Source organism: Photorhabdus asymbiotica (assembly GCF_003634575.1).
GTDB classification, from domain to species: domain Bacteria; phylum Pseudomonadota; class Gammaproteobacteria; order Enterobacterales; family Enterobacteriaceae; genus Photorhabdus; species Photorhabdus asymbiotica.
In genome coordinates, this window is sequence record NZ_RBLJ01000005.1 from 288,139 (window position 1) to 308,456 (window position 20,318).

20 protein-coding genes and 2 pseudogenes are annotated in these 20,318 nt (G+C 40.9%); 16 read left to right on the forward strand and 6 right to left on the reverse strand.

Going from position 1 to position 20,318, the window contains the following annotated elements:
* The first annotated feature begins 103 nt into the window (after window positions 1-103).
* The 3 genes from feoA to BDD30_RS21020 all read left to right on the forward strand — a co-directional run bounded on the left by feoA (window position 104) and on the right by BDD30_RS21020 (window position 2,952).
* Complete coding sequence (gene feoA / locus BDD30_RS21010) at window positions 104-328, forward strand: ferrous iron transporter A (protein WP_012776346.1); 225 nt, start codon at window positions 104-106, stop codon at window positions 326-328.
* Between the two features lie 62 nt (window positions 329-390).
* A complete protein-coding gene (gene feoB, locus BDD30_RS21015) occupies window positions 391-2,703 on the forward strand; it encodes a Fe(2+) transporter permease subunit FeoB (protein ID WP_012776345.1) in 2,313 nt (770 codons plus the stop codon).
* Between the two features lie 9 nt (window positions 2,704-2,712).
* The gene (locus BDD30_RS21020) at window positions 2,713-2,952 is read left to right on the forward strand and encodes a FeoC-like transcriptional regulator (protein WP_012776344.1); all 240 of its coding nucleotides are present in this window, start codon (window positions 2,713-2,715) and stop codon (window positions 2,950-2,952) included.
* A 124-nt stretch (window positions 2,953-3,076) separates the two neighbouring features.
* Here BDD30_RS21020 and BDD30_RS21025 read toward each other — a convergent pair whose 3' ends face one another.
* The 3 genes and pseudogenes from BDD30_RS21025 to bioH form a co-directional block, all read right to left on the reverse strand.
* The gene (locus BDD30_RS21025) at window positions 3,077-3,376 is read right to left on the reverse strand and encodes a helix-turn-helix domain-containing protein (protein ID WP_012776343.1); all 300 of its coding nucleotides are present in this window, start codon (window positions 3,374-3,376) and stop codon (window positions 3,077-3,079) included.
* Window positions 3,369-3,703 (reverse strand): annotated as a pseudogene (locus BDD30_RS21030) (type II toxin-antitoxin system RelE/ParE family toxin). Before BDD30_RS21030 ends, BDD30_RS21025 begins: the two are co-directional and overlap by 8 nt.
* A 270-nt stretch (window positions 3,704-3,973) precedes the next feature.
* Window positions 3,974-4,750, reverse strand: coding sequence for a pimeloyl-ACP methyl ester esterase BioH (gene bioH, locus BDD30_RS21035; RefSeq protein ID WP_012776342.1), 777 nt, complete (start codon window positions 4,748-4,750; stop codon window positions 3,974-3,976).
* Here bioH and BDD30_RS21040 point away from each other — a divergent pair.
* Window positions 4,750-5,034 (forward strand): hypothetical protein, encoded by a 285-nt coding sequence (locus BDD30_RS21040; RefSeq protein ID WP_012776341.1) that lies wholly within the window; start codon window positions 4,750-4,752, stop codon window positions 5,032-5,034. The two genes, bioH and BDD30_RS21040, sit on opposite strands and share 1 nt — an antisense overlap.
* A 62-nt stretch (window positions 5,035-5,096) precedes the next feature.
* On the opposite strand, the gene BDD30_RS21045 is transcribed toward BDD30_RS21040, so the two are convergent.
* Complete coding sequence (locus BDD30_RS21045) at window positions 5,097-6,314, reverse strand: MFS transporter (protein WP_012776340.1); 1,218 nt, start codon at window positions 6,312-6,314, stop codon at window positions 5,097-5,099.
* Window positions 6,315-7,183: 869 nt separating this feature from the next.
* Here BDD30_RS21045 and BDD30_RS21050 point away from each other — a divergent pair.
* From BDD30_RS21050 to BDD30_RS21070, 5 genes are all read left to right on the forward strand, one after another.
* Window positions 7,184-7,825: a hypothetical protein gene (locus tag BDD30_RS21050; RefSeq protein ID WP_041381453.1), complete on the forward strand. Its 642-nt coding sequence runs from the start codon at window positions 7,184-7,186 to the stop codon at window positions 7,823-7,825.
* Between the two features lie 116 nt (window positions 7,826-7,941).
* On the forward strand, window positions 7,942-8,838 hold the full coding sequence (locus tag BDD30_RS21055) for a phytanoyl-CoA dioxygenase family protein (RefSeq protein ID WP_081461546.1): 897 nt from the start codon (window positions 7,942-7,944) through the stop codon (window positions 8,836-8,838).
* A 50-nt stretch (window positions 8,839-8,888) separates the two neighbouring features.
* The gene (locus BDD30_RS21060) at window positions 8,889-9,872 is read left to right on the forward strand and encodes a phytanoyl-CoA dioxygenase family protein (protein ID WP_012776337.1); all 984 of its coding nucleotides are present in this window, start codon (window positions 8,889-8,891) and stop codon (window positions 9,870-9,872) included.
* Window positions 9,873-9,882: 10 nt separating this feature from the next.
* A complete protein-coding gene (locus BDD30_RS21065; RefSeq protein ID WP_012776336.1) occupies window positions 9,883-11,535 on the forward strand; it encodes a B12-binding domain-containing radical SAM protein in 1,653 nt (550 codons plus the stop codon).
* Window positions 11,536-11,537: 2 nt separating this feature from the next.
* Complete coding sequence (locus BDD30_RS21070) at window positions 11,538-12,335, forward strand: TylF/MycF/NovP-related O-methyltransferase (RefSeq protein ID WP_012776335.1); 798 nt, start codon at window positions 11,538-11,540, stop codon at window positions 12,333-12,335.
* A 10-nt stretch (window positions 12,336-12,345) separates the two neighbouring features.
* On the opposite strand, the gene tyrS is transcribed toward BDD30_RS21070, so the two are convergent.
* Both tyrS and BDD30_RS24460 read right to left on the reverse strand, forming a co-directional pair.
* Window positions 12,346-13,545 (reverse strand): tyrosine--tRNA ligase, encoded by a 1,200-nt coding sequence (gene tyrS / locus BDD30_RS21075; protein WP_012776334.1) that lies wholly within the window; start codon window positions 13,543-13,545, stop codon window positions 12,346-12,348.
* A gap of 462 nt (window positions 13,546-14,007) precedes the next feature.
* Window positions 14,008-14,136, reverse strand: a pseudogene (locus BDD30_RS24460) (pimeloyl-ACP methyl ester esterase BioH); the annotation flags it as partial.
* 39 nt (window positions 14,137-14,175) lie between these two features.
* Here BDD30_RS24460 and gntX point away from each other — a divergent pair.
* The 7 genes from gntX to BDD30_RS21115 all read left to right on the forward strand — a co-directional run bounded on the left by gntX (window position 14,176) and on the right by BDD30_RS21115 (window position 20,228).
* The gene (gene gntX / locus BDD30_RS21085) at window positions 14,176-14,859 is read left to right on the forward strand and encodes a DNA utilization protein GntX (protein WP_041381452.1); all 684 of its coding nucleotides are present in this window, start codon (window positions 14,176-14,178) and stop codon (window positions 14,857-14,859) included.
* A gap of 59 nt (window positions 14,860-14,918) precedes the next feature.
* Window positions 14,919-15,494 (forward strand): Fe-S biogenesis protein NfuA, encoded by a 576-nt coding sequence (nfuA, locus tag BDD30_RS21090; protein WP_012776331.1) that lies wholly within the window; start codon window positions 14,919-14,921, stop codon window positions 15,492-15,494.
* Between the two features lie 95 nt (window positions 15,495-15,589).
* Window positions 15,590-15,925 carry a thiosulfate sulfurtransferase GlpE gene (gene glpE / locus BDD30_RS21095; RefSeq protein WP_012776330.1) on the forward strand — a complete coding sequence of 112 codons (336 nt, stop codon included), beginning with the start codon at window positions 15,590-15,592 and terminating at the stop codon, window positions 15,923-15,925.
* A 10-nt stretch (window positions 15,926-15,935) separates the two neighbouring features.
* Window positions 15,936-16,784: a rhomboid family intramembrane serine protease GlpG gene (gene glpG / locus BDD30_RS21100; RefSeq protein ID WP_041381451.1), complete on the forward strand. Its 849-nt coding sequence runs from the start codon at window positions 15,936-15,938 to the stop codon at window positions 16,782-16,784.
* Window positions 16,785-16,800: 16 nt separating this feature from the next.
* Entirely contained in the window at window positions 16,801-17,559 is a 759-nt protein-coding gene (locus tag BDD30_RS21105) for a DeoR/GlpR family transcriptional regulator (protein WP_012776328.1), read from the forward strand.
* 355 nt (window positions 17,560-17,914) lie between these two features.
* A complete protein-coding gene (gene glpD, locus BDD30_RS21110; protein ID WP_012776327.1) occupies window positions 17,915-19,417 on the forward strand; it encodes a glycerol-3-phosphate dehydrogenase in 1,503 nt (500 codons plus the stop codon).
* Between the two features lie 331 nt (window positions 19,418-19,748).
* Window positions 19,749-20,228, forward strand: a complete 480-nt coding sequence (locus BDD30_RS21115; RefSeq protein WP_012776326.1) for an Hcp family type VI secretion system effector — start codon at window positions 19,749-19,751, stop codon at window positions 20,226-20,228.
* The last annotated feature ends 90 nt before the right edge of the window (window positions 20,229-20,318 follow it).

The following is a 20,318-nucleotide window of genomic DNA, read 5'->3' on the forward strand; positions in this document are numbered from 1 at the left end:
GGTTATTATTTCCATTTACAATTAATATGGATAGAATAAAAATCGTACTTTATATTAATAAATATGATTATCACTCTTACTTGCAAACATCGCGGAAGGTTATATGCAACTTCTTCCAGACCATAGTTACAAAATCATTGGCTTTTCTCCAAAGATCAGCCCTGCTTACCGGCAAAAATTGCTGTCATTAGGCATGTTACCCGGTTCCTCTTTTCATGTAGTCCGCTTAGCTCCTTTAGGCGACCCGATACAAATTGAGACTCGCAGAGTCAGTCTAATTCTGAGAAAAAAAGACTTGGAATTTCTTACATTAGACAACGCTCAGTGAAACGAATAATCCACTACAAACCGCAAAATTGTTATTCCTAATCTTAATTTGGCAACGAAAACATGAAAGCACTCACCATTGGCTTAATCGGCAACCCCAATGCCGGCAAAACAACATTATTTAACCAACTTACTGGTGCCCGCCAACGTGTAGGCAACTGGGCGGGCGTCACGGTAGAACAGAAAACGGGCCGTTTTATCACTGCGGATCATAAAATCGAATTAGTTGACCTACCAGGAACCTACTCTCTCACCACGATTTCCGAACAAACATCACTGGATGAGCAGATAGCCTGTCACTATATTCTAAGCGGTGATGCTGACATGCTGATTAACGTAGTAGACGCTTCTAACCTTGAACGAAATCTCTACCTAACACTGCAACTACTAGAATTAGGCATTCCATGCATTATTGCTCTGAATATGCTGGACATTGCTAAAAATCAACATATCCAAATTGATATTGCCGAACTGGAACAACGCCTTGGCTGTCCGGTCATTCCAATGGTGTCAACACGTGCTACCGGGCTAAATGAGCTGAAACAAGCAATAGACCATCATAAACAGAATTCTGGGCAGCCACTGATTCGCTACCCCGACAGTCTATTACAGGAAGTTGACAAGCTGTCTGGAGCAATTTCAGACAATTTTAATCCTCAACAACGCCGCTGGTTAGCACTTCAGATGCTCGAAGGGGATATTTACAGTCTGGGACGTTCCGGTCTTGCTACTTCAATGTTGGCTGAATCCAAAGAATGCTTACAACAACAGCAACATGAAGAACCTGAACTGGTCATTGCCGATGCACGTTATCAAGGTATCAACGCATTATGTATGGCAGTGATCGACACCCAAAAAGCCATGCCAAACAAACTCACACAAGCAATCGATAAAATTATCCTCAACCGCTGGTTGGGCGTGCCAATTTTCCTGATTGTGATGTATTTAATGTTCGTGCTGGCAATTAATATCGGTGGTGCATTACAGCCCATTTTCGACAGTGGTTCTATTGCTATTTTCATTCACGGCGTTCAATGGCTTGGTCATACGTTAAGCTTTCCTGAATGGCTGACAGTTTTCCTCGCGCAGGGTATCGGTGGCGGTATCAACACCGTGCTACCACTCGTGCCACAAATCGGCATGATGTATTTGTTCCTCTCTTTCCTTGAAGACTCCGGTTATATGGCACGAGCGGCGTTTGTTATGGACCGTCTGATGCAAGTCCTGGGGCTGCCGGGCAAATCATTTGTCCCGTTGATTGTTGGTTTCGGTTGTAACGTCCCATCAATAATGGGAGCAAGAACGCTGGATGCACCACGTGAACGCCTGATCACCATTATGATGGCACCATTTATGTCCTGTGGTGCACGATTGGCCATCTTTGCCGTATTCGCTGCGGCGTTCTTTGGCAAAAACGGTGCAACCATTGTTTTCTCCCTTTATATATTGGGAATTGTAGTGGCTATCCTGACTGGCCTGATGCTGAAATACACCATTATGCGTGGTGAAGCTTCACCCTTCGTTATGGAACTTCCGGTTTACCATATTCCACATCTGAAAACCCTGCTTCTGCAAGCATGGCAGCGCCTGAAAGGGTTTGTTATCCGTGCTGGCAAAGTGATCGTTATCGCCAGTATGTTTATTGGCGCCCTTAACAGCTTTTCTTTCTCAGGCCAAGCTGTGGATAGCATCAACGAATCCGCTCTGGCTTCGGTCAGCAAAGCCATTACACCTGTATTACAGCCAATCGGTGTTCACTCAGATAACTGGCAGGCAACAGTCGGTCTGATAACCGGCGCAATGGCAAAAGAAGTCGTTGTCGGGACACTCAATACCTTATACACCGCAGAAAGCATCACTAATGAACCGTTTGATGCAGATGGTTTCAACCTACTTGGTGAACTGAAAGATGCTGTTAACGAAACCTGGGATAGCCTGAAAGATACCTTCACTCTGAGCGTACTTTCCAACCCAATTGAAGCCAGCAAAGGTGACGGTGAAATGGACAGCGGTTCAATGGGAACAATGAGTACCAAATTCGGCTCTGCCATTTCTGCTTACAGTTATTTGATTTTTGTCCTGCTGTATGTCCCTTGTGTTTCTGTCATGGGAGCTATCGCCCGTGAAACCAGCCGTGGCTGGATGACATTCTCCATTCTGTGGGGGCTGAACGTAGCTTATTCAATTTCAACCCTGTTCTACCAGATGGTGACTTTTTCACAGCATTCGCAAAGCAGCCTGATCATTATTCTGACCGTCATTACATTTAACGCGCTGGTGTTCTACTTCCTGCGCCGAGCACGCAGCCGTGTAACGATGAAATTAATCAGCAACCCGGGAAATAACTGCCACTGCTCCAGTGGAAACTGTCACTAGGAGTTAAAAATGATTAGCCTGTTACAAGTAAGGGATGCCGTCGCTCTGAATGGACGGGCAGATGCTAAATTGCTGAGCCACCAGCTTTCTGCTTCATTATCGATGGTTGAAGCGATGCTTGAACAGCTCACCGTAATGGGCAAATTGGAAAAGATTAATGCAACTGCCTGCCTAAGCGGCGGTTGCAAACAATGTCCTGAAGCACAGAAATGTGATACGGCGGTTTATAGGATTGCTGGGGGGCATTAGTCATCTTATAGAATGGCTAATCATATTATAGCTAGTCTGGGATAAACCCTATTTTTTAAAGTGGGGTTTATCAACAATCTGTTGGTCCAAGGGTCATAAGCCACAACTAAACACATACAGTCTGTTAACTTACCGGCATTTGGAAAACAAATCTTCCCCCAAGCGCGGCAGCGTAACGGCTTAAAGTATCCAAATTTGGCACACTTTTGCCATTTTCCATACGACTAATGTTTTGTTTCTGTGTACCAATCTTCTGAGCAACATCTTGTTGAGTAAGATGTAACGCTTTACGTGCATCTTTAAGCTGTTTCATCAACGCCTTGCGGATCTGGATATCGTTATATGCTTCCAGAGTCGCGGCGTCTTCTAAGAGAAGCGTTTTAGCTTCAGAAAACGGGATAATATCATAATCATTATCAGACATTTTTAAGACTCCGTTTAATCTCTTGCATTCGTTGGTTTTGCTAGATCGATCGATTTCTTCGGCGTTTTTTGGGTTTTCTTTTGCAGTATATGAACAACATAAAACTGTTGTCCAACTGCAAAAAAGAAAAACCCCCTCGCAATACCCTCAGAAGCATTGACTCTTAACTCTTTAAGCCCGTTTTCCCATGTCTCTAACTTTAGGCTCTTTTAAATCTGTTCCAGCAACTTCTAGTTCTTCAATGGCCTCAATCATTGAAACTTTGAGACCAACAGGTAACTTAGAAAGCTCCTTAAATGCCGCTCTTATAATGTTTGCTGAAAACATAAAATTAATCCATTCAATTTACTACTTTAACATGCACACCAAAAGTAATCAAAATAGATTACTTTTGTGAGCGAAGCAAGCTATCTATTTATAGGGAACAAGCACAGATATGCTCCCAATAAAATCACTCAAAAAATTATGCGTACTAACACCCACGATAGCGTCAGTTCACCGACAAAATCAGCATTTTTTCACTTATGCAACGAAAAAATTAATTAAACCGCCGCATCCACGCGGCGGATACTTGACCATTTTAATAACTCATCAAACTCATAATGCTTCTCTACCCACAAATTCAGTCAATAACCCAACAAACTCATCAGGATGAGAAATAAAAGGTGCATGAGCGGCATGACGCATTATGGTTGAAACCGAACGCGGCCATTTTTCATCCAAGATATTGAGAATTTTTCTTGGCACCAAACCATCCAGATAGCCGTAAATCCGCAGGAATGGAATGGTCAGCGCAGCCAAAGATTCTCTTAAATCTTCAGTACACAAAATTTCCAAACCAACATGCAGCACTTCAACAGCAGGCATCGGCTGCACCAGTACAACTGATTTCAGTAGCCTTGCATCTTGACGGGCACTATCTGTACCCATCGTCTGTAAAGCAAGGAAACGCTCGACGGTACGCTGGAAATCTTCACTAAGTTGATGTTCGAAATCGCTCAAAACTTCCGGCTTAATCCCCGGCCAGTCACCTTCTGCACTGAAATGTGGTGAAGAAGCCACAGTAATTAATCCGGCAACCTTATCCTGATGATCAAGCGCAATCCGACTGGCAACCAACCCTCCCAACGACCAACCGAGCCACAGCGCATTTTCAGGGGCATGTCGCCAGACCTCATCCGCCATATCCGCGAGGCTCATCGGGCCATATTTCTGGCTACGGCCATAGCCCGGTAAATCCACCAGATGCAACCGAAAATGCGGAGCGCATCGCATTTCAATGGAACGCCAGACTTCCGCATTCAGCCCCCATCCGTGCAGCAGCACAAGATCACGCGAATCTCCATCAGAAGTCTGCCAAAACAGATCAGCCATTGTTATTCTCAACTTTATTTGCCATCAAGGAAGAAGCCTATGCTAACAATGGTTGGGTACTGTTGGCTATGCCATCAACCTCTTTGGTTTCCACATCATGGAATATGCAGTTTTTGCAACAAGCGGCTGAAACGTTTGATAAACATGTGCCCATGCTACGCCCTGCCCTCAGAATTAACTTCACTGCCTTGTGGGCGCTGTATCAAGACACCGCCTCTATGGGAAAATATGATAGCGATCACCGATTATCGCCCTCCATTGAGCGGCCTTATTCGCCGCTATAAATATCACTAGTGAATAGGTTAAAAGATCTAAGCCAAAGAAAGTGTAAAATGAAAAATAATTACTATTGTTTTATATAAGCATGCTTTACAACTAGGAGGATAAAATAAGAAAATGAGATTGTGACGATCAGAATGAGAAAAATATAAGGGGATTTATAATATGAAATTAAATATCCCATCAGAACAGGACTGACCGCTGCACCTAAACTGCCTAGGTTTTGTATTGCGAAGTAATGTCCCCTGAATCCCTCAGGTGCTATACTATCAGTAAGCGCGTAAAGGACAGGGATAAAAATGATCTCTCCCAACGAGAAAGAAAACATTGCAATTATCCAATAAATCAAGTTCTGTTCAGAATAGATAAAACCAAAAATACCGAGGATAAAAAAAATTGCTCCTCCCGTCAGCCATCTTCCGATATAATCATCTTTAATATACTTTCCAACATGATATTGAAATCCTATAACAACCATAGCATTTGTTACCATCATTGCAGCAATAGCTGTATATGAAAACTCCTTATTTGTATAAACAATTAAATATTGAGATAAGTAGCTAATGGTACTACCATATACAAAAGACCCGAGTACTGATGAAATCGTTATCAGAAAAAGCAAATGATTCTTTAAGGGCTTTATATTACTGATGGTATCTGCCAATAATCTATTATTCCTCTGAGATAATATAGGCAAGGAGTGAAAACATGAAGAATAGTATATTATAATAAATATCATCGGGAGCAATGCAGTAAGACCAGACAATATGAAAGGGAAACTATGATTATAACCTGAAAGCAAGGCACCAATTAATGGACCAACGGACCACCCTACATTAATAAGCGTGTAGTTTAAAGAAAATAATCTTATCTTAATACTTTGTGGTAAATAATCAGAAAAATAACTCTTTAATAGCACCTCAAATAATGAGTAAGCTAAGTTCACAAGAGCGAGAAGAAAAGAAATAAGGATACTATTTTTAAAATATGGAAAAATTAAAAAACAGAATAAAAAAGTCAAAAGTGAGGATAGAATAGGAAGTTTGAATTTTTTATTGTCAGCAAGCATACCTCCAATTAAGCTGGTTATTATTCCAAATACCATAGATGAAGATATAATATATCCAACAATAACAGGACTAAAATTAAGCTCTACAGATAAATATATGGCTAAATAAGGGAGTGATGCCCCGCGGCCAATCGTTAACAATAATGATGAAAAGAGAAAAAAAGATACTATTCTCTCGTTTTTAAATACATGTAATAAACTAATATTATAATTCATGATATTGATTAAATTCTCCCTTAGTTTATTTTCATATAATGGTCTATATATTTTTTATCATTATGAACACCATAAATACTTTCTAAAATAACATATAAATCCGTTATTAATTCCTGGTAATACCGCCGAAAACCCTTAAAACAAATGGAAAAGACCTTAAATATGGCGATTTTTCTTTATTTTCGCTAATATTATGAGAAAAATAATCACCCTCGATTACTTTCCGACTACCATCAGCTGATATCTTTTCAATACGAATATAACGTACAAGATAAAATCCAGTGGTAAGTATTACTTGCGATTGTAGAGTCTGCAAGCCATTTCTAAAGAAAATTATTAGGAAGAAAAAATTAATTAATGATAATATTAATTAATTTTCGGTATTGTTTTTCTAGACATATCCATCCAGAAATTAGCACAATTACTGTTATTTTCTAAATGTTTTATATGCAATGGGTTATAATGTAGTTGTCATAAAAAGCACTTTTAGTCAAAATTATAATTTTAACATTAACTTGCTGATATTTAAAAATAAAAAATCCCAAATGACATCAAGCTTCGACAATGAGAATAAATCTTATAAAAAATTGATTGATCTTCTATAAGAATGTTGTTATTAGAATGTGTGGTATTCGCCTCCTGCTCTATATATTTTTATTGATTAATACAACGTAACTAGTTGCATTGTGGCAACTTAAAATTCTTATAATCAATTATGATTTATCATAACCTGTATCAATTTTTTATTCTTTAAACCGCATTATACCGAGAGCATTGAATCATTTTATGCAAGTTGTAGCGTTATATGTTGTACCCGTATTTTCATATGAAATGTTCCGTATTGTGATCATGTCATTTAGGAGAAAATTATGGAAAACGTTCATGCTAAAACTATCAGTACAAACCATATCATCAGTTCAGCAATGGTAAGCCAGAATGAGCTGTGTCGTATATCAAACAATGCAGATGCTATCAGAGCTAAGGCAATGGAACTCACGGATTCTTGGGAGGGAGTGATGTTTGCCCTGTCTGCGGAAGAACTAGAAAATATTGCACTAGCGTTAGAGTTTTCACCAGATATTGCTGATAAGATCCACAATGAACTTAAAACATTACAATATGCAAAAATACAGTCTCAAGTTGGTCCTTCTTTTATCGCAACTTATCATGTCTTAGATGTCAGCTTGCTGGCTCTAAGGGGAGTAACAGATTTTGATAATGCCCTTTCCCATGTAAATGATTTTAATCTACAGTCCTTTCTGAACGAGAATCAGTACACCTTCCAGAAAATCCGTGCTGCTCTGCCGGGACATGCTGCACGTATGAATTTCAAGCCTGAAACCGCTGCGGCTGTTCTGAAAGCCTTAGGTGCAAATATTTCCCCAGATCTGCTTTATGAACTTTGTCCAAAATATGGCACAAGCTCAGTTATCGATCTGGAAGGTCGACGTGGTGTTACCACGGAATTTATCAGGAGTGTGACACTTACTCTCGGGATGACACTGGTATAGTTCATCATAATGCTCATATCTGGTGCTGTTTTTCTTTCAGCGCCAGTTTTTACGTATTCACAGCTCGGCCTGAATATAATCTTTCATCTGTTATTTTCTTGAAAACTATTTTATATATGGAAAGAAAAATGTGTTCTGATATAAATAGATTAGAACCTGGACTAATAAAGAAATATAAAGAAGAGGGGTTTCTTCTTATTCCTTCTCTTATTAGCGAAGAAGATTTGATCATCTTGGAAGCGACCATTCAAAATATCATCAGAGATGTCGAAAATCATGAAACAGCCACCCAAGTTATTGAATACGAAAATACTCAAGTTGATGGTCTCTGGCTGCCAAGAAGATTGTTTAATCCCTTTGAGTTACATGAGCAGTTCAGACGAATTGCCACTTCAGAACAGATTCTCGGGCATGTTATATCTTTGATAGGCCAGGATATAGCCCTGCAACATAGTAAACTTAACATGAAGCCACGAAAAGTCGGCGCTGCTGTAGAATGGCATCAGGATTTCACCTATTTCCCACATACTAATGACGATCTTGTTGGTGTACTTATTTATCTGGATGACGCTACTTCTGAAAATGGCTGCCTGGAAGTTTTGCCACGTCAACATACGCGATCTTTCGATCATTCACTTCCTGATGGCTCTTTTGCCGGGATGATTACAGAAGAAATAGATGAAGAAAATTATGGTCAGCCTGTTACGTTAGCAGCTAAAGCAGGAGGTACAATATTTTTGCATCCTTTTACTCCTCACCGTTCGGCTCCTAATGTTTCAGAGCAACCAAGAAAAACGTTGATTTTTGAATACAGGGCAGCTGATGCTTTCCCGATATATACAGGAAGCCAGCTAGTATCCATGGAGTCATATGTCCATCACCTTCATGGTAATCCTGCCACATACGCCCGCTTCGGTGGCCCCTCTCCTGCTATTTACACACCAAAAAATATACCTAAATCCCTCTATGAGCTTCAGGAGGTTTCGAGCAAAATTTTGAAACCAAAGGAGTGATTCTTATTAAAGTTTCCACTCTACAATTTATTTCGTTTGGGAGATAAAAAATGCTTAGTAATCAATGTGTAAATATTATCGATCAGTACAGGAATGATGGTTATGTTGTTATACGTAATGTTCTTAATCCAGTTACAGATCTTTTACCGGTTATAAAAGAATACGGTGAACTTGCAAATAAACTTGCCAATCAATGGCTGGGGCAAGGAATTATTACAAGTTATGATAAAAATGCACCCGAAGAAAATCGGCTTTTACAGTTAATGAAGCAAACTGACGGAAACTGTTTTCAGGAGCTTGATATTACGCTTCCGGTGGAAGCCGAAATTAAGGAGGACTCTCCGGTACATTTAGGAGAGGCAATATTCAATCTCTTGAGAAACCAGACAATTCTTGACGTAGTAGAAAATATTATTGGGTCTGAAATCTATTCAGTTCCCGTACAACACATGCGCATTAAACCACCCGAAGCACAAATTACAGATGAAACTCAAAGTCACACACTTACATTAACGGGAAAAACCTTTTGGCATCAGGATTTAGCAGTTGTGACCCAGGACGCTGATAATACAGATATGTTGAGTGTCTGGTTACCCCTGAATGAAGCAACCGAAAAAAATGGTTGCTTGGTTGTGATACCCGGAAGTCACACCAAGGGACTTGTGCACCATTGTGATACCCCTGTTTTACAAGGAATTCCCGATTCACTGATAGGTGAAAACATACGTCCTATTCCAGCGAAACCAGGAGACATGGTGCTCCTTCATCCACTGATGATACATGCATCTTTATCCAATATCAGCACGCACGGAAGATGGAGTCTTGATCTGCGATATTGCCCTACTGGTCAACCGACAGGTCGACGATGGTTTCCTGGTTTTATTGCGAGAAGTAAATCTCACCCTGAGAAAGAATTATCTGATTATGAGGTCTGGGTCGAATCATGGCACTTTGCAAGACAAACCTTAGCCGGGCAACCTCATCCAAAATTCGATCGCTGGGATAAAAATGATCCCAGCCCTTTATGCGCATGAGGAGAAACGAATGTTAGATCTCTCTCTACTTCGCGACTCTGGTACGTTTTCGATCGATGGCGGCTCCCCACGGCTTGCCCTCGTTCATCATGGCTTTCGTACGACGCAACTAGGAGCAACAGATAAAAGGCAGGATAAATATGCCGCCAGATATGCTTCGCTAGGATTGCTTAATCTGGCTCGTTCCGCTCAAGTGGACTTTGAACGTGGCCGTATACCTTTTCAACCTGAGATACAATATTTCGATGAGGATAATTTTACAGATGACGTTGAGCTGGCAAAAGCCATAAGCGATTGGTTAAGGCCATCAAAAGCGAGATTTGTATTGGTCAGCCTGTATTCACTAGCATTTGAAAGGACAAAGAATATGCTGTCCAATCTTAACCCCGAAGAAGTTTGCATTATGGTTGGAGGGGCACACCCAACCGTAGCTCCTGAAATTGATTTCGTGCATCTTGTAGCAAGAGGTGAAGGAGGAAATGCTCTAAGGCATGTTCTTAGGCTGTTCCTACATCCTGAATTTGGCATGGGGAACGAAGCGCGTGGTTTGTGTTTCATGTTGGATGGTAAAGTTCAAATGGGAGAAGTCGTATTTGATAAATCTCTTGAGGATATTCCCTCACCAGCCTTTTCCTATGAACTAATACAGAATGATACTAGCTTCGCTGGGCAGTCCCGGGAAAGATGGTGGAAAGCGGTAGGAGAATCGCAACAAATTTATATTTGTACACAAAGCTGCCGAGCTCGCTGTACGTTTTGTTCAACATATCTTATACATGGGAAGCTCGTTTCCCGACCAGTTGAGTTAATTGCAGGAGATATTGAACACCTTTTAACATTCGGTCATGACTCAATTCAGTTTCATGATGACGATCTACTTCAACATGAAAATTTACATGAACTTCTTGATTTGCTTTTAGAGTTTAATATTGCATGGACTTGCAATGCAAGATCAGAAGTAATAACACCAGCACTTGCTCGCCGAATGTACGATGCCGGATGCAAAAAAGTTTTTTTAGGGGTTGAATCGTTAGACCAGAGAAGCCTAAATTATTACAACAAAGCGACCACCGTAGAAATGAATATAAATGCGGTAAATGCATTAAATAGCTCAGGTATCGGAGTTATATGCGGATACATCATTGGCGCACCTCATGACACAGTTGAAAGCATCTTAGCTGATTTAGATCGAGTTTTAGCTTTACCTATATATTTCCTAGCCACAGCAATACTAACACCAGATATAGGCACTGTTGAATACCGCAGAGCCTTGCGGCGAATACCTTTGCTGCAAGAGTTAGGTAACGATGGAACGAAAATGAATATTAGACCACGTCCTGAGATATTTGGAACTTCTGCCCCATATGGTTTACCTACTGTAGCTGAAGCTATATCTAAAGAAGAGTTAAATGAGCTTTATGCTCTTATTAATTGTGAATTCTTCTTAAGGAAAGAATATATTAATAGAGTAATAAAATATACTTCAAATGATAGGCTAAATGAAGCGCTTTCATGGTGTTCACTACAGAAGCTGAAAGCAGAAGAATTAGCAGAAAGCGCAACACTGGCCTCAGTACAGGAGAGAACTGTTCAGTTACTCCAGAAAATAGATGCAGACTATCCGTATTATGGTGTCCTTTCTGAATTTGCTGAGGCTAGATAACTATGAAACCAGAAAAAGAAATTATCCCTTTTTCCCCCGAGATGATACAAAAGTTGATAAGTGAGGGGAAAGATCCACACTACTACGTTATTCAAGACTTCATGGAGGATAAATCATTAAATTTATCCGAATTGGATAAACAAAGCCTTGTTGACAGTCACTATTTGATTTCAAAAAAAATCATCAGCCCACACAGCACAGAAGATATATTTACTTTTATCAAAGAAATATTATCAATACCATCTTCACGAGAGGGTTGTATCGTGGAAGCAGGAAGTTATAAAGGCTCAAGTACAGCCAAGTTCAGCCTGGCTGCTAAGTTAACAGGCAGAGAACTTGTTGTTTGTGATTCTTTTATGGGCCTTCCGTTTCATAATGAAGTTCATGGCATTAGTATTGAAGGAAGAGAAGCAGTGTTTAGGGAAGGTGATTTCGCAGGTTCTCTTCAAGAAGTAAAAAATAATATTATAAAATATGGTAATATCAGTTCATGTACATTTATTAAAGGGTGGTTTGAAACGTCCTTAGCTAATTGGTCACGACCAATAGCTGCAATCTATCTGGATGTCGATCTTCAAAAATCAACTCGCGACTGTCTCAAATATCTGTATCCATGGTTAACACCAGGCGGTAGCCTTTATTCACAAGACGGCCATTTACCACTTGTTCTTGATGTTTTTGAGGATGTGAATTTTTGGCGCAAAGAAATAGGCACTCAGCCCCCCACAGTAGTGGGTATCAGGAAAAAGAAACTAATAAAAATAACAAAACCTGATACACCCTCTTTACCACTACTTTAATAATATTTCTTCAACCATCAATACGGAATTTATATCGTTTACCTATCCATATAAGCATGCCAGGGATAACCTCAATATTTTTAATTTCATTATCTTCTTTACTTTTATCAACACGAACAGCTCCTGAACGAATTAGCCGCCTTAGTTCAGAACGACTTATCGTTGGCAGGGCTACTGAACAAAGATCTAGCAGTGTTATATAAGAGCCTTTTGGTAAAATCAATACATCATGATCAGCTTCTTCAGGTGTCCGCTTTTGTACTACACGCTCAAAATGCTCAGCTGCTTCCTTTGCAGATATGTCATCGTGATATCTTTTAACAATATTATAAGCGATATCTTTTTTGACCTTCATTGGATTAAGGCCCAGTTCTAGTTGACTGACTATCGCAGATTGTTTTTCTGCCTCCATGTCTGTAGCAAGTGTCAAATAATTGATAATGACACTGTCAGGAATTGACATTACTTTGCCATACATATCATTTGCATTATCAGTTAACCCAATATAATTATTTTTTGACTTACTCATTTTCTCAATACCATCTAGCCCTTCTAATAATGGCATTGTTATTACTATTTGCCCTTTTTTCTCATAGGCTTCTTGAAGTGTTCTCCCTACCAAGTTATTAAATAACTGATCTGTTCCACCAAGCTCGATATCAGCATCAATCATAACTGAATCATATCCTTGTAGAATCGGGTAAATAATCTCATGTAAATGGACTGGTGATTTTGATTCAAATCGGGTTTTGAAATCATCTCGGTGCATGATTTGTGCAAGAGTAATTTTAGAGATTAACTTTATGACATTACTGAATGGCATATTACTAAACCATTCTGAGTTTTTCCTTATTTCAATATTTTCGATATTTATAACTTTTGCAAGCTGATTTATATAAGTCTGACTGTTTTTATTAATTTGTTCAAGTGTTAGTGGAGGACGAAGCTTATTTCTCCCTGTCGGATCACCAATTCCAGCCGTAAAATCCCCAATGATCACAACAATCCGATGTCCTTCATCCTGAAAATCTTTAAGCTTTTGTAATACAACCGAATGCCCCAAATGTAAATCAGGTGCAGTTGGATCAAAGCCTAATTTTATCGTCAGTTTTCTATTCTCTTGTCTTGCAAGAGCAAGTTTATCCTGTAGCCCTGAGGGTGGCTCCATAATTGCGATGTTTGAAAGCAACTTATCTATATTTTCTTTCATATAGTTAACCTAAATAATTATGTTTATTAATGATGAATAGAACAACTTTATACCATGTTTATAACAATCTCTATTGTCAAGTAAATAGTTATTCATTCGGGTCTTGTTGCATTAACGGCGATGTAGTACGCAAAAATATGTTGTTTGTTTTTTTACAGATGTACCTATCTCTATCAGAGACAAACAATCCCCTTTACCTTACATCCTCATTCGATCAACAAATTAAGGATCTTCGACAATTTTAGGTTTTTGCAAAGCCGAATAACCGGTTAACTTATCAACTGAAGTTAACTGTACTGAAAAAGATCCCTTATAAAACAAAAGACTTGTTTACCTGAAATCCGCTTAATCAAAGATTGCAGCCGGTCACCCATAGCATCATTTCGTAAAGCTCTTCGTTGCATGACTACTCTGGCACCATGGACCAGAATATATCGAGAGTATCGATTACCGTTTTTGGTGATGCAACCGAAAATGCGGAGCGCATCGCATTTCAATGGAACGCCAGACTTCCGCATTCAGCCCCCATCCGTGCAGCAGCACAAGATCACGCGAATCTCCATCAGAAGTCTGCCAAAACAGATCAGCCATTGTTATTCTCAACTTTATTTGCCATCAAGGAAGAAGCCTATGCTAACAATGGTTGGGTACTGTTGGCTATGCCATCAACCCCTTTGGTTTCCACATCATGGAATATGCAGTTTTTGCAACAAGCGGCTGAAACGTTTGATAAACATGTGCCCATGCTGCGCCCTGCCCTCAGAATTAACTTCATTACCTTGTGGGCGCTGCATCAAGAAACCGCCTCTATGGGAAAATATGATAGCGATCACCGATTATCGCCCTCCATTGAGCCGCCTTATTCGCCGTTATAAATATCACAGTACTCCACAGCTTGCGTCAGTTTTGGCGCGTCTGTTTCTGCTGCATTGGCAACAGGGCTATCGTGATGGGCGATGGTTTAAACCCAATATTCTGCTCAGTGTGCCACTGCATCGGCACAGACGCTGGAAACGGGGATTTGATCAAGGCGAATTAATGGCAAAGCAATTATCAGAATGGCTACAATGCGACTATCAGCAAAGCATTCTGCAACGCACGCGTGCTACACTACCACAAAGAAATTTATCAGCAGCACAGCGCAGAACCAATCTCAGGAAAGCATTTCAGCTTTGTGGCCCAGTTGCAGGACAACATGTCGCCATACTTGATGACGTTATTACCACTGGTGCGACGATAACTGAAATTTCCCGTTTGTTAATTCGTGCTGGCGCCCGTTCAGTACAGGTCTGGGCGATTTGTCGAACCTTGTAGTCAATATGAGAATGGGCGTATCATAACCAACTATAGCAGTCAACTATTGAGCAAATGACATGATTAATATTACTGAAGCAGCGCAAGCTCATTTTGCCAAATTACTGGCAAACCAAGAACCCGGTACACAAATCCGCGTATTTGTCATCAATCCAGGTACGCCCACCGCTGAATGTGGTGTGTCTTACTGCCCACCGGATGCCGTTGAAGCAACAGATACAGAACTGAAGTTTGAAAAACTGTCAGCTTACGTTGATGAACTGAGTGCACCGTTCCTTGAAGAAGCAGAAATTGATTTTGTCACTGATCAGCTAGGCTCCCAGCTAACACTAAAAGCCCCCAACGCCAAAATGCGTAAGGTTTCTGATGATGCTCCGCTTGTCGAGCGTGTGGAATATGTTTTGCAGTCACAAATTAACCCACAATTAGCAGGTCACGGTGGTCGTGTTAGCCTGATGGAAATCACTGATGAAGGTTTCGCTATCCTTCAGTTCGGTGGTGGTTGTAATGGCTGTTCAATGGTCGATGTCACCCTGAAAGAAGGGATTGAAAAAGAGTTATTGAACATGTTCCCTGAACTGAAAGGGGTAAAAGACTTAACCGAACATCAGCGCGGTGAACATTCTTATTACTAATAATTGATTTTCCCGCTCGGATAACCGTCGGGAAAACATCATTACAATAATAACCATTGGTATAGCCGCTAAATTCTAAGAGCAATTCAAAATATATGGAACATTTTCAAACAATCAGCCCCGAGCAAGCTTATCAACACTGGCAGGATAAATCCGCTATTATGGTAGATATCCGCGATCCACAGAGTTTCCAAGCCGGTCATGTATGTGGGGCTTTTCATTTAACCAATGAAACATTGAATGAATTTATGCTACAGGCCAATTTCGAACAACCTGTGATGGTTATGTGTTACCACGGCCACAGCAGCCAAAGTGCTGCGCAATACTTACTGAACCTGGGTTTCGAAGCCGTTTACAGCATTAATGGCGGCTTTGAAGCCTGGCTGAAAAACTATCCTCACGCTGTTGACTCCTTACGTAATCCGGCATAACAAACATCTCATGATCCGCGTAATCACTATTTCAAATCCGCGCCTGGCGCAAAGCTTTATCGATTATATGGCAACCCATCAGGTATACCTGACTATGCATCCGGGTCACGATGAACGCCATGTAGAACTGTGGCTAGAAGATGACACTAAACTCGCACTGGTTCAGCAAGAGCTGGAGAAATTTACCCGTGATCCACTGAACGAACGTTATCAGGCCGCCAGTTGGCAATCTGGCAAAATCAGCCACTCATTAAAATACCAGAATAATCTAAACTGGCATTATTTGAGCCGTCAGGCTGGCCCGTTAACGATCACCGTTCTAATCCTGAATATCGCCGTTTATCTCTGGATGCAGTTCGCCGGGGATTATCAGGTGATGTATTGGCTGGCCTGGCCTGACAACAGCCAACATATGGAGCTGTGGCGTTGGGTTACTCACGGTTTGCTGCATTTCTCACTACTACATATCATATTCAATCTGATGTGGTGGTGGTACCTTGGCGGGCAAACAGAAAAGCGTCTCGGTACAGGAAAACTGTTTGTTATTACTATTGTCTCCGCCGTTTTTAGTGGCTGGGGGCAATCACTATTCAGCGGCTCTAATTTTGGTGGTCTTTCCGGTGTTGTTTACGCCTTAATTGGTTATGTTTGGTTAACCGGTGAACGAGCCCCCGAACACGGCATTGGCGTTCCTCGTGGTTTGATGGCTTTTTCGATCCTCTGGCTGATTGTTGGCTACTTCGATACGTTTGGACTCTCTATTGCCAACGCAGCCCATTTCTCTGGTTTAACTATCGGCTTACTGATGGCACTGTGGGATAACCGCCATACATTTAAAAATAATAACCGGCATTTTTAAGAATTAGGGGACTATCGTGAAGCAAACTCAACGGCATGATGCAATAGTTGAGCTGGTACGTCTTCAGGGCTATGTCAGTACTGAAGAGTTGGTTGAACACTTTAATGTCAGCCCCCAGACTATTCGCCGTGACCTGAATGATTTGGCAGATAAAAATAAAATACAGCGGCATCACGGCGGTGCAGCATTGCCATCAAGTTCAGTTAATACCGCTTACCATGACCGCAAAATCATGTGGTCAGAAGAGAAAGCGCGTATTGCCCAACGGGTTGCCAGCCAGATCCCAGATGGCGCAACACTGTTTATTGACATCGGCACGACACCAGAAGCCGTCGCTCACGCACTGTTAAATCATAAAGATCTACGGATTGTAACCAACAACCTCAACGTCGCGACCCTGTTGATGGCAAAAGAAGACTTTCGCTTAATCCTTGCGGGGGGTGAGGTTCGCACTCGTGACGGTGGGATTATCGGCGAAGCCACGCTGGATTTTATCTCCCAGTTTCGGCTTGATTACGGCATTCTGGGCATTAGTGGTATTGATATGGATGGCTCACTACTGGAGTTTGATTACCATGAAGTACGCATCAAACGCGCAATTATCGAAAATTCCCGCTGTGTTATGCTGGTGACTGACCATTCTAAATTTGGCCGCAATGCCATGGTTAATTTGGGCAATATGAACCTTATTGATTGCTTATTTACCGATCAAACCCCTCCTGCAAGCATCCAGAAAGTGATTGAGCAACATAACGTTCAACTCGAACTTTGCTAACCATTTTTCTCTATACCCAATAAATTTCGAGTTACAGCGCGGCGGCAAGAGAACGAATCCCCAGGAGCATAGATAACTATGTGACTGGGGTGAGTGAAAGCAGCCAACAAAGCAGCAACTTGAAGGATGAAGGGTATATATTGGGGATAAAGCTATCCCCAATATATTCTTACAATTCCATCTCTATAATCTCCTAATTAATACCATGTCAATTATATAGGTACGACAATATTTGCCACCCATATCACGCAAACATGTTTTTTCTCAGTTAGTAGTTGGCTATTAATAAATTTATGACTACAATTGTGAGCGAAAACGAACATTAAAGAACTGTTTCGAACATTTAGGGGGATGCATGGAAACTAAAGACTTGATTGTTATCGGCGGCGGGATCAACGGCGCAGGTATTGCGGCTGATGCCGCTGGCCGGGGGCTCTCCGTTCTGCTGCTGGAGGCACAAGACTTAGCCAAAGCCACTTCATCCGCCAGTTCAAAACTGATCCACGGTGGCCTGCGCTATCTGGAACATTATGAATTCCGTCTGGTCAGCGAAGCGCTGGCAGAACGTGAAGTTCTATTGAATCTCGCACCACACATCGCTTTTCCAATGCGTTTCCGTCTGCCGCACCAGCCACACCTGCGCCCGGCATGGATGATCCGCATTGGCTTGTTCCTCTATGACAATTTAGGTAAACGTGTCAGCCTACCAAGCAGTAAGGGGCTGAAATTCGGTGCTAATTCCGTGTTGAAACCAGAATTGGTCCGTGGCTTTGAATACTCTGACTGCTGGGTTGATGATGCTCGTTTAGTTGTCCTTAACGCCCAGGAAGTGAAAAAACACGACGGTGAAGTCCGTACTCGAACAAAAGTGACTCGCGCATGGCGCGAACATGACGGTTGGATGGTTGAAGCCGAAGATCTGCGTACAGGTAAAACCCATACCTGGCGCGCAAAAGGTTTGGTTAATGCAACGGGTCCTTGGGTTAAAGAATTCTTTGACGATAGCCTGAAACTGAAATCACCTTATGGTATTCGTCTGATCAAAGGCAGCCATATTGTGGTACCAAGAGTGCATGATGAGCCACAAGCTTATATTCTGCAAAACGAAGATCATCGTATCGTATTTGTTATTCCGTGGATGGATGAATTCTCCATTATTGGTACAACCGATGTCGAATATACAGGTGATCCAAAAGAGGTGAAGATAGACGATCAAGAGATTAACTATCTGTTGAAAGTCTATAATGCTCATTTTAAGAAACAGCTTAGCCGTGAAGATATCGTTTGGACCTATTCTGGCGTCCGCCCACTGTGCGATGACGAGTCTGATTCACCTCAGGCAATCACCCGTGACTACACGCTCGATATTCATGATGAGCAGGGTAAAGCCCCATTACTATCTGTGTTTGGTGGTAAGTTAACCACTTACCGTAAGCTGGCAGAGCACGCAACCGAGAAGCTCATGCAATATTATCCTAATGCTGGAAAAGCCTGGACCAAAAATGGTCAATTACCGGGGGGTAATCTGGAAGGGTGCGATCGTGATGGTTATGCCCGTTTACTACGTAAACGCTACAACTGGTTACCGGAAGGTGTTGCTGTACGTTATGCACGTACTTACGGCAGTCACAGCGAACTGATTCTGCAAAGTGCTAATAATCTGGCAGATCTGGGTAAATCCTTCGGTCACGGACTGTATGAAGCAGAGCTTCGTTATCTGGTTGATAATGAGTGGGTTGTTGAACTGGATGACGCAATCTGGCGCCGGACCAAATTGGGTATGTGGCTGAATGAAGAGCAGAAGCAGCACGTTGCAGCATGGTTGGTGGAGAATGCTAAACCACGTAGCGAGATTTGATTTTTCTTCACAGAAAATCATTGATCTTCCAGTTTAGGAAACTCAATTACCGCGAGAATGTTAAAAACTTTCTCGCGGTTCTATTACGTTGAACTTATGTCCTATTTCTCCTTTAAACGTTATATTAGTCTTTCCAACTCAAAATTGACACAAAAATTAGCAAAATATTATATATATTAAGTGTAAAATACTGCCCTATTCTCCATGTTGGAGCAATTAACCTATGAACATTTTAAGATTCTTATATAAACAATACTTTTGATTCTTTTATATTATGGAGATAATATAGACACTTCTATTAACTGTTATGGGACTGATATAGGATGTTTATATGAGCTTTTCTATTTACTTAAAACTAAATGGCCGTAAACAAGGGTTAATATCATCAGGGTGTTCAACATCTGACTCTATAGGAAATAGATATCAAATTGGGCATGAAGATGAAATTCAAGTTTTATCTTTCGTTCATAGTCTAACTAGAGAACAAAATTCTGATCATCACCCAGTAGATTTCATAAAAATAATAGATAAATCATCTCCTCTACTTGGCATAGCTATTTCTAATAATGAAGTTTTAAATGCTTTTTTCGATTTTTACAGAATTAATTCTTTTGGTGTTATGGAAAAGTTCTACACCGTTGAGTTAAGAGATGCTTCTATTGTTGATATATGTGCTAACTATCCTCACAGTATAGACAGTTCAAATACAATACCATTTGAAACTATTTCTCTAGCATATAAAAGCATCACATGGAAACACCACATAGCTGGAACTTCAGGCTATAGCATATGGGATGATAGAGTGTATTGACACGTTATTAATCAATGCCATGCCTTATTGTTGAAGTTATTTTAACTTCAACAGTTTTTTCTTTACTTTTATTGTAACGAAATACGACGC

Bases quoted from the DNA above. Each gene is read 5' to 3' on its own strand.
- feoA (WP_012776346.1), top strand. From the start codon at position 104: ATGCAACTTCTTCCAGACCATAGTTACAAAATCATTGGCTTTTCTCCA.
- feoB (WP_012776345.1), top strand. From the start codon at position 391: ATGAAAGCACTCACCATTGGCTTAATCGGCAACCCCAATGCCGGCAAA.
- BDD30_RS21020 (WP_012776344.1), top strand. From the start codon at position 2,713: ATGATTAGCCTGTTACAAGTAAGGGATGCCGTCGCTCTGAATGGACGG.
- BDD30_RS21025 (WP_012776343.1), bottom strand. From the start codon at position 3,376: ATGTCTGATAATGATTATGATATTATCCCGTTTTCTGAAGCTAAAACG.
- bioH (WP_012776342.1), bottom strand. From the start codon at position 4,750: ATGGCTGATCTGTTTTGGCAGACTTCTGATGGAGATTCGCGTGATCTT.
- BDD30_RS21045 (WP_012776340.1), bottom strand. From the start codon at position 6,314: ATGAATTATAATATTAGTTTATTACATGTATTTAAAAACGAGAGAATA.
- BDD30_RS21050 (WP_041381453.1), top strand. From the start codon at position 7,184: ATGGAAAACGTTCATGCTAAAACTATCAGTACAAACCATATCATCAGT.
- BDD30_RS21055 (WP_081461546.1), top strand. From the start codon at position 7,942: ATGGAAAGAAAAATGTGTTCTGATATAAATAGATTAGAACCTGGACTA.
- BDD30_RS21060 (WP_012776337.1), top strand. From the start codon at position 8,889: ATGCTTAGTAATCAATGTGTAAATATTATCGATCAGTACAGGAATGAT.
- BDD30_RS21065 (WP_012776336.1), top strand. From the start codon at position 9,883: ATGTTAGATCTCTCTCTACTTCGCGACTCTGGTACGTTTTCGATCGAT.
- BDD30_RS21070 (WP_012776335.1), top strand. From the start codon at position 11,538: ATGAAACCAGAAAAAGAAATTATCCCTTTTTCCCCCGAGATGATACAA.
- tyrS (WP_012776334.1), bottom strand. From the start codon at position 13,545: ATGAAAGAAAATATAGATAAGTTGCTTTCAAACATCGCAATTATGGAG.
- gntX (WP_041381452.1), top strand. From the start codon at position 14,176: ATGCTAACAATGGTTGGGTACTGTTGGCTATGCCATCAACCCCTTTGG.
- nfuA (WP_012776331.1), top strand. From the start codon at position 14,919: ATGATTAATATTACTGAAGCAGCGCAAGCTCATTTTGCCAAATTACTG.
- glpE (WP_012776330.1), top strand. From the start codon at position 15,590: ATGGAACATTTTCAAACAATCAGCCCCGAGCAAGCTTATCAACACTGG.
- glpG (WP_041381451.1), top strand. From the start codon at position 15,936: ATGATCCGCGTAATCACTATTTCAAATCCGCGCCTGGCGCAAAGCTTT.
- glpD (WP_012776327.1), top strand. From the start codon at position 17,915: ATGGAAACTAAAGACTTGATTGTTATCGGCGGCGGGATCAACGGCGCA.
- BDD30_RS21115 (WP_012776326.1), top strand. From the start codon at position 19,749: ATGAGCTTTTCTATTTACTTAAAACTAAATGGCCGTAAACAAGGGTTA.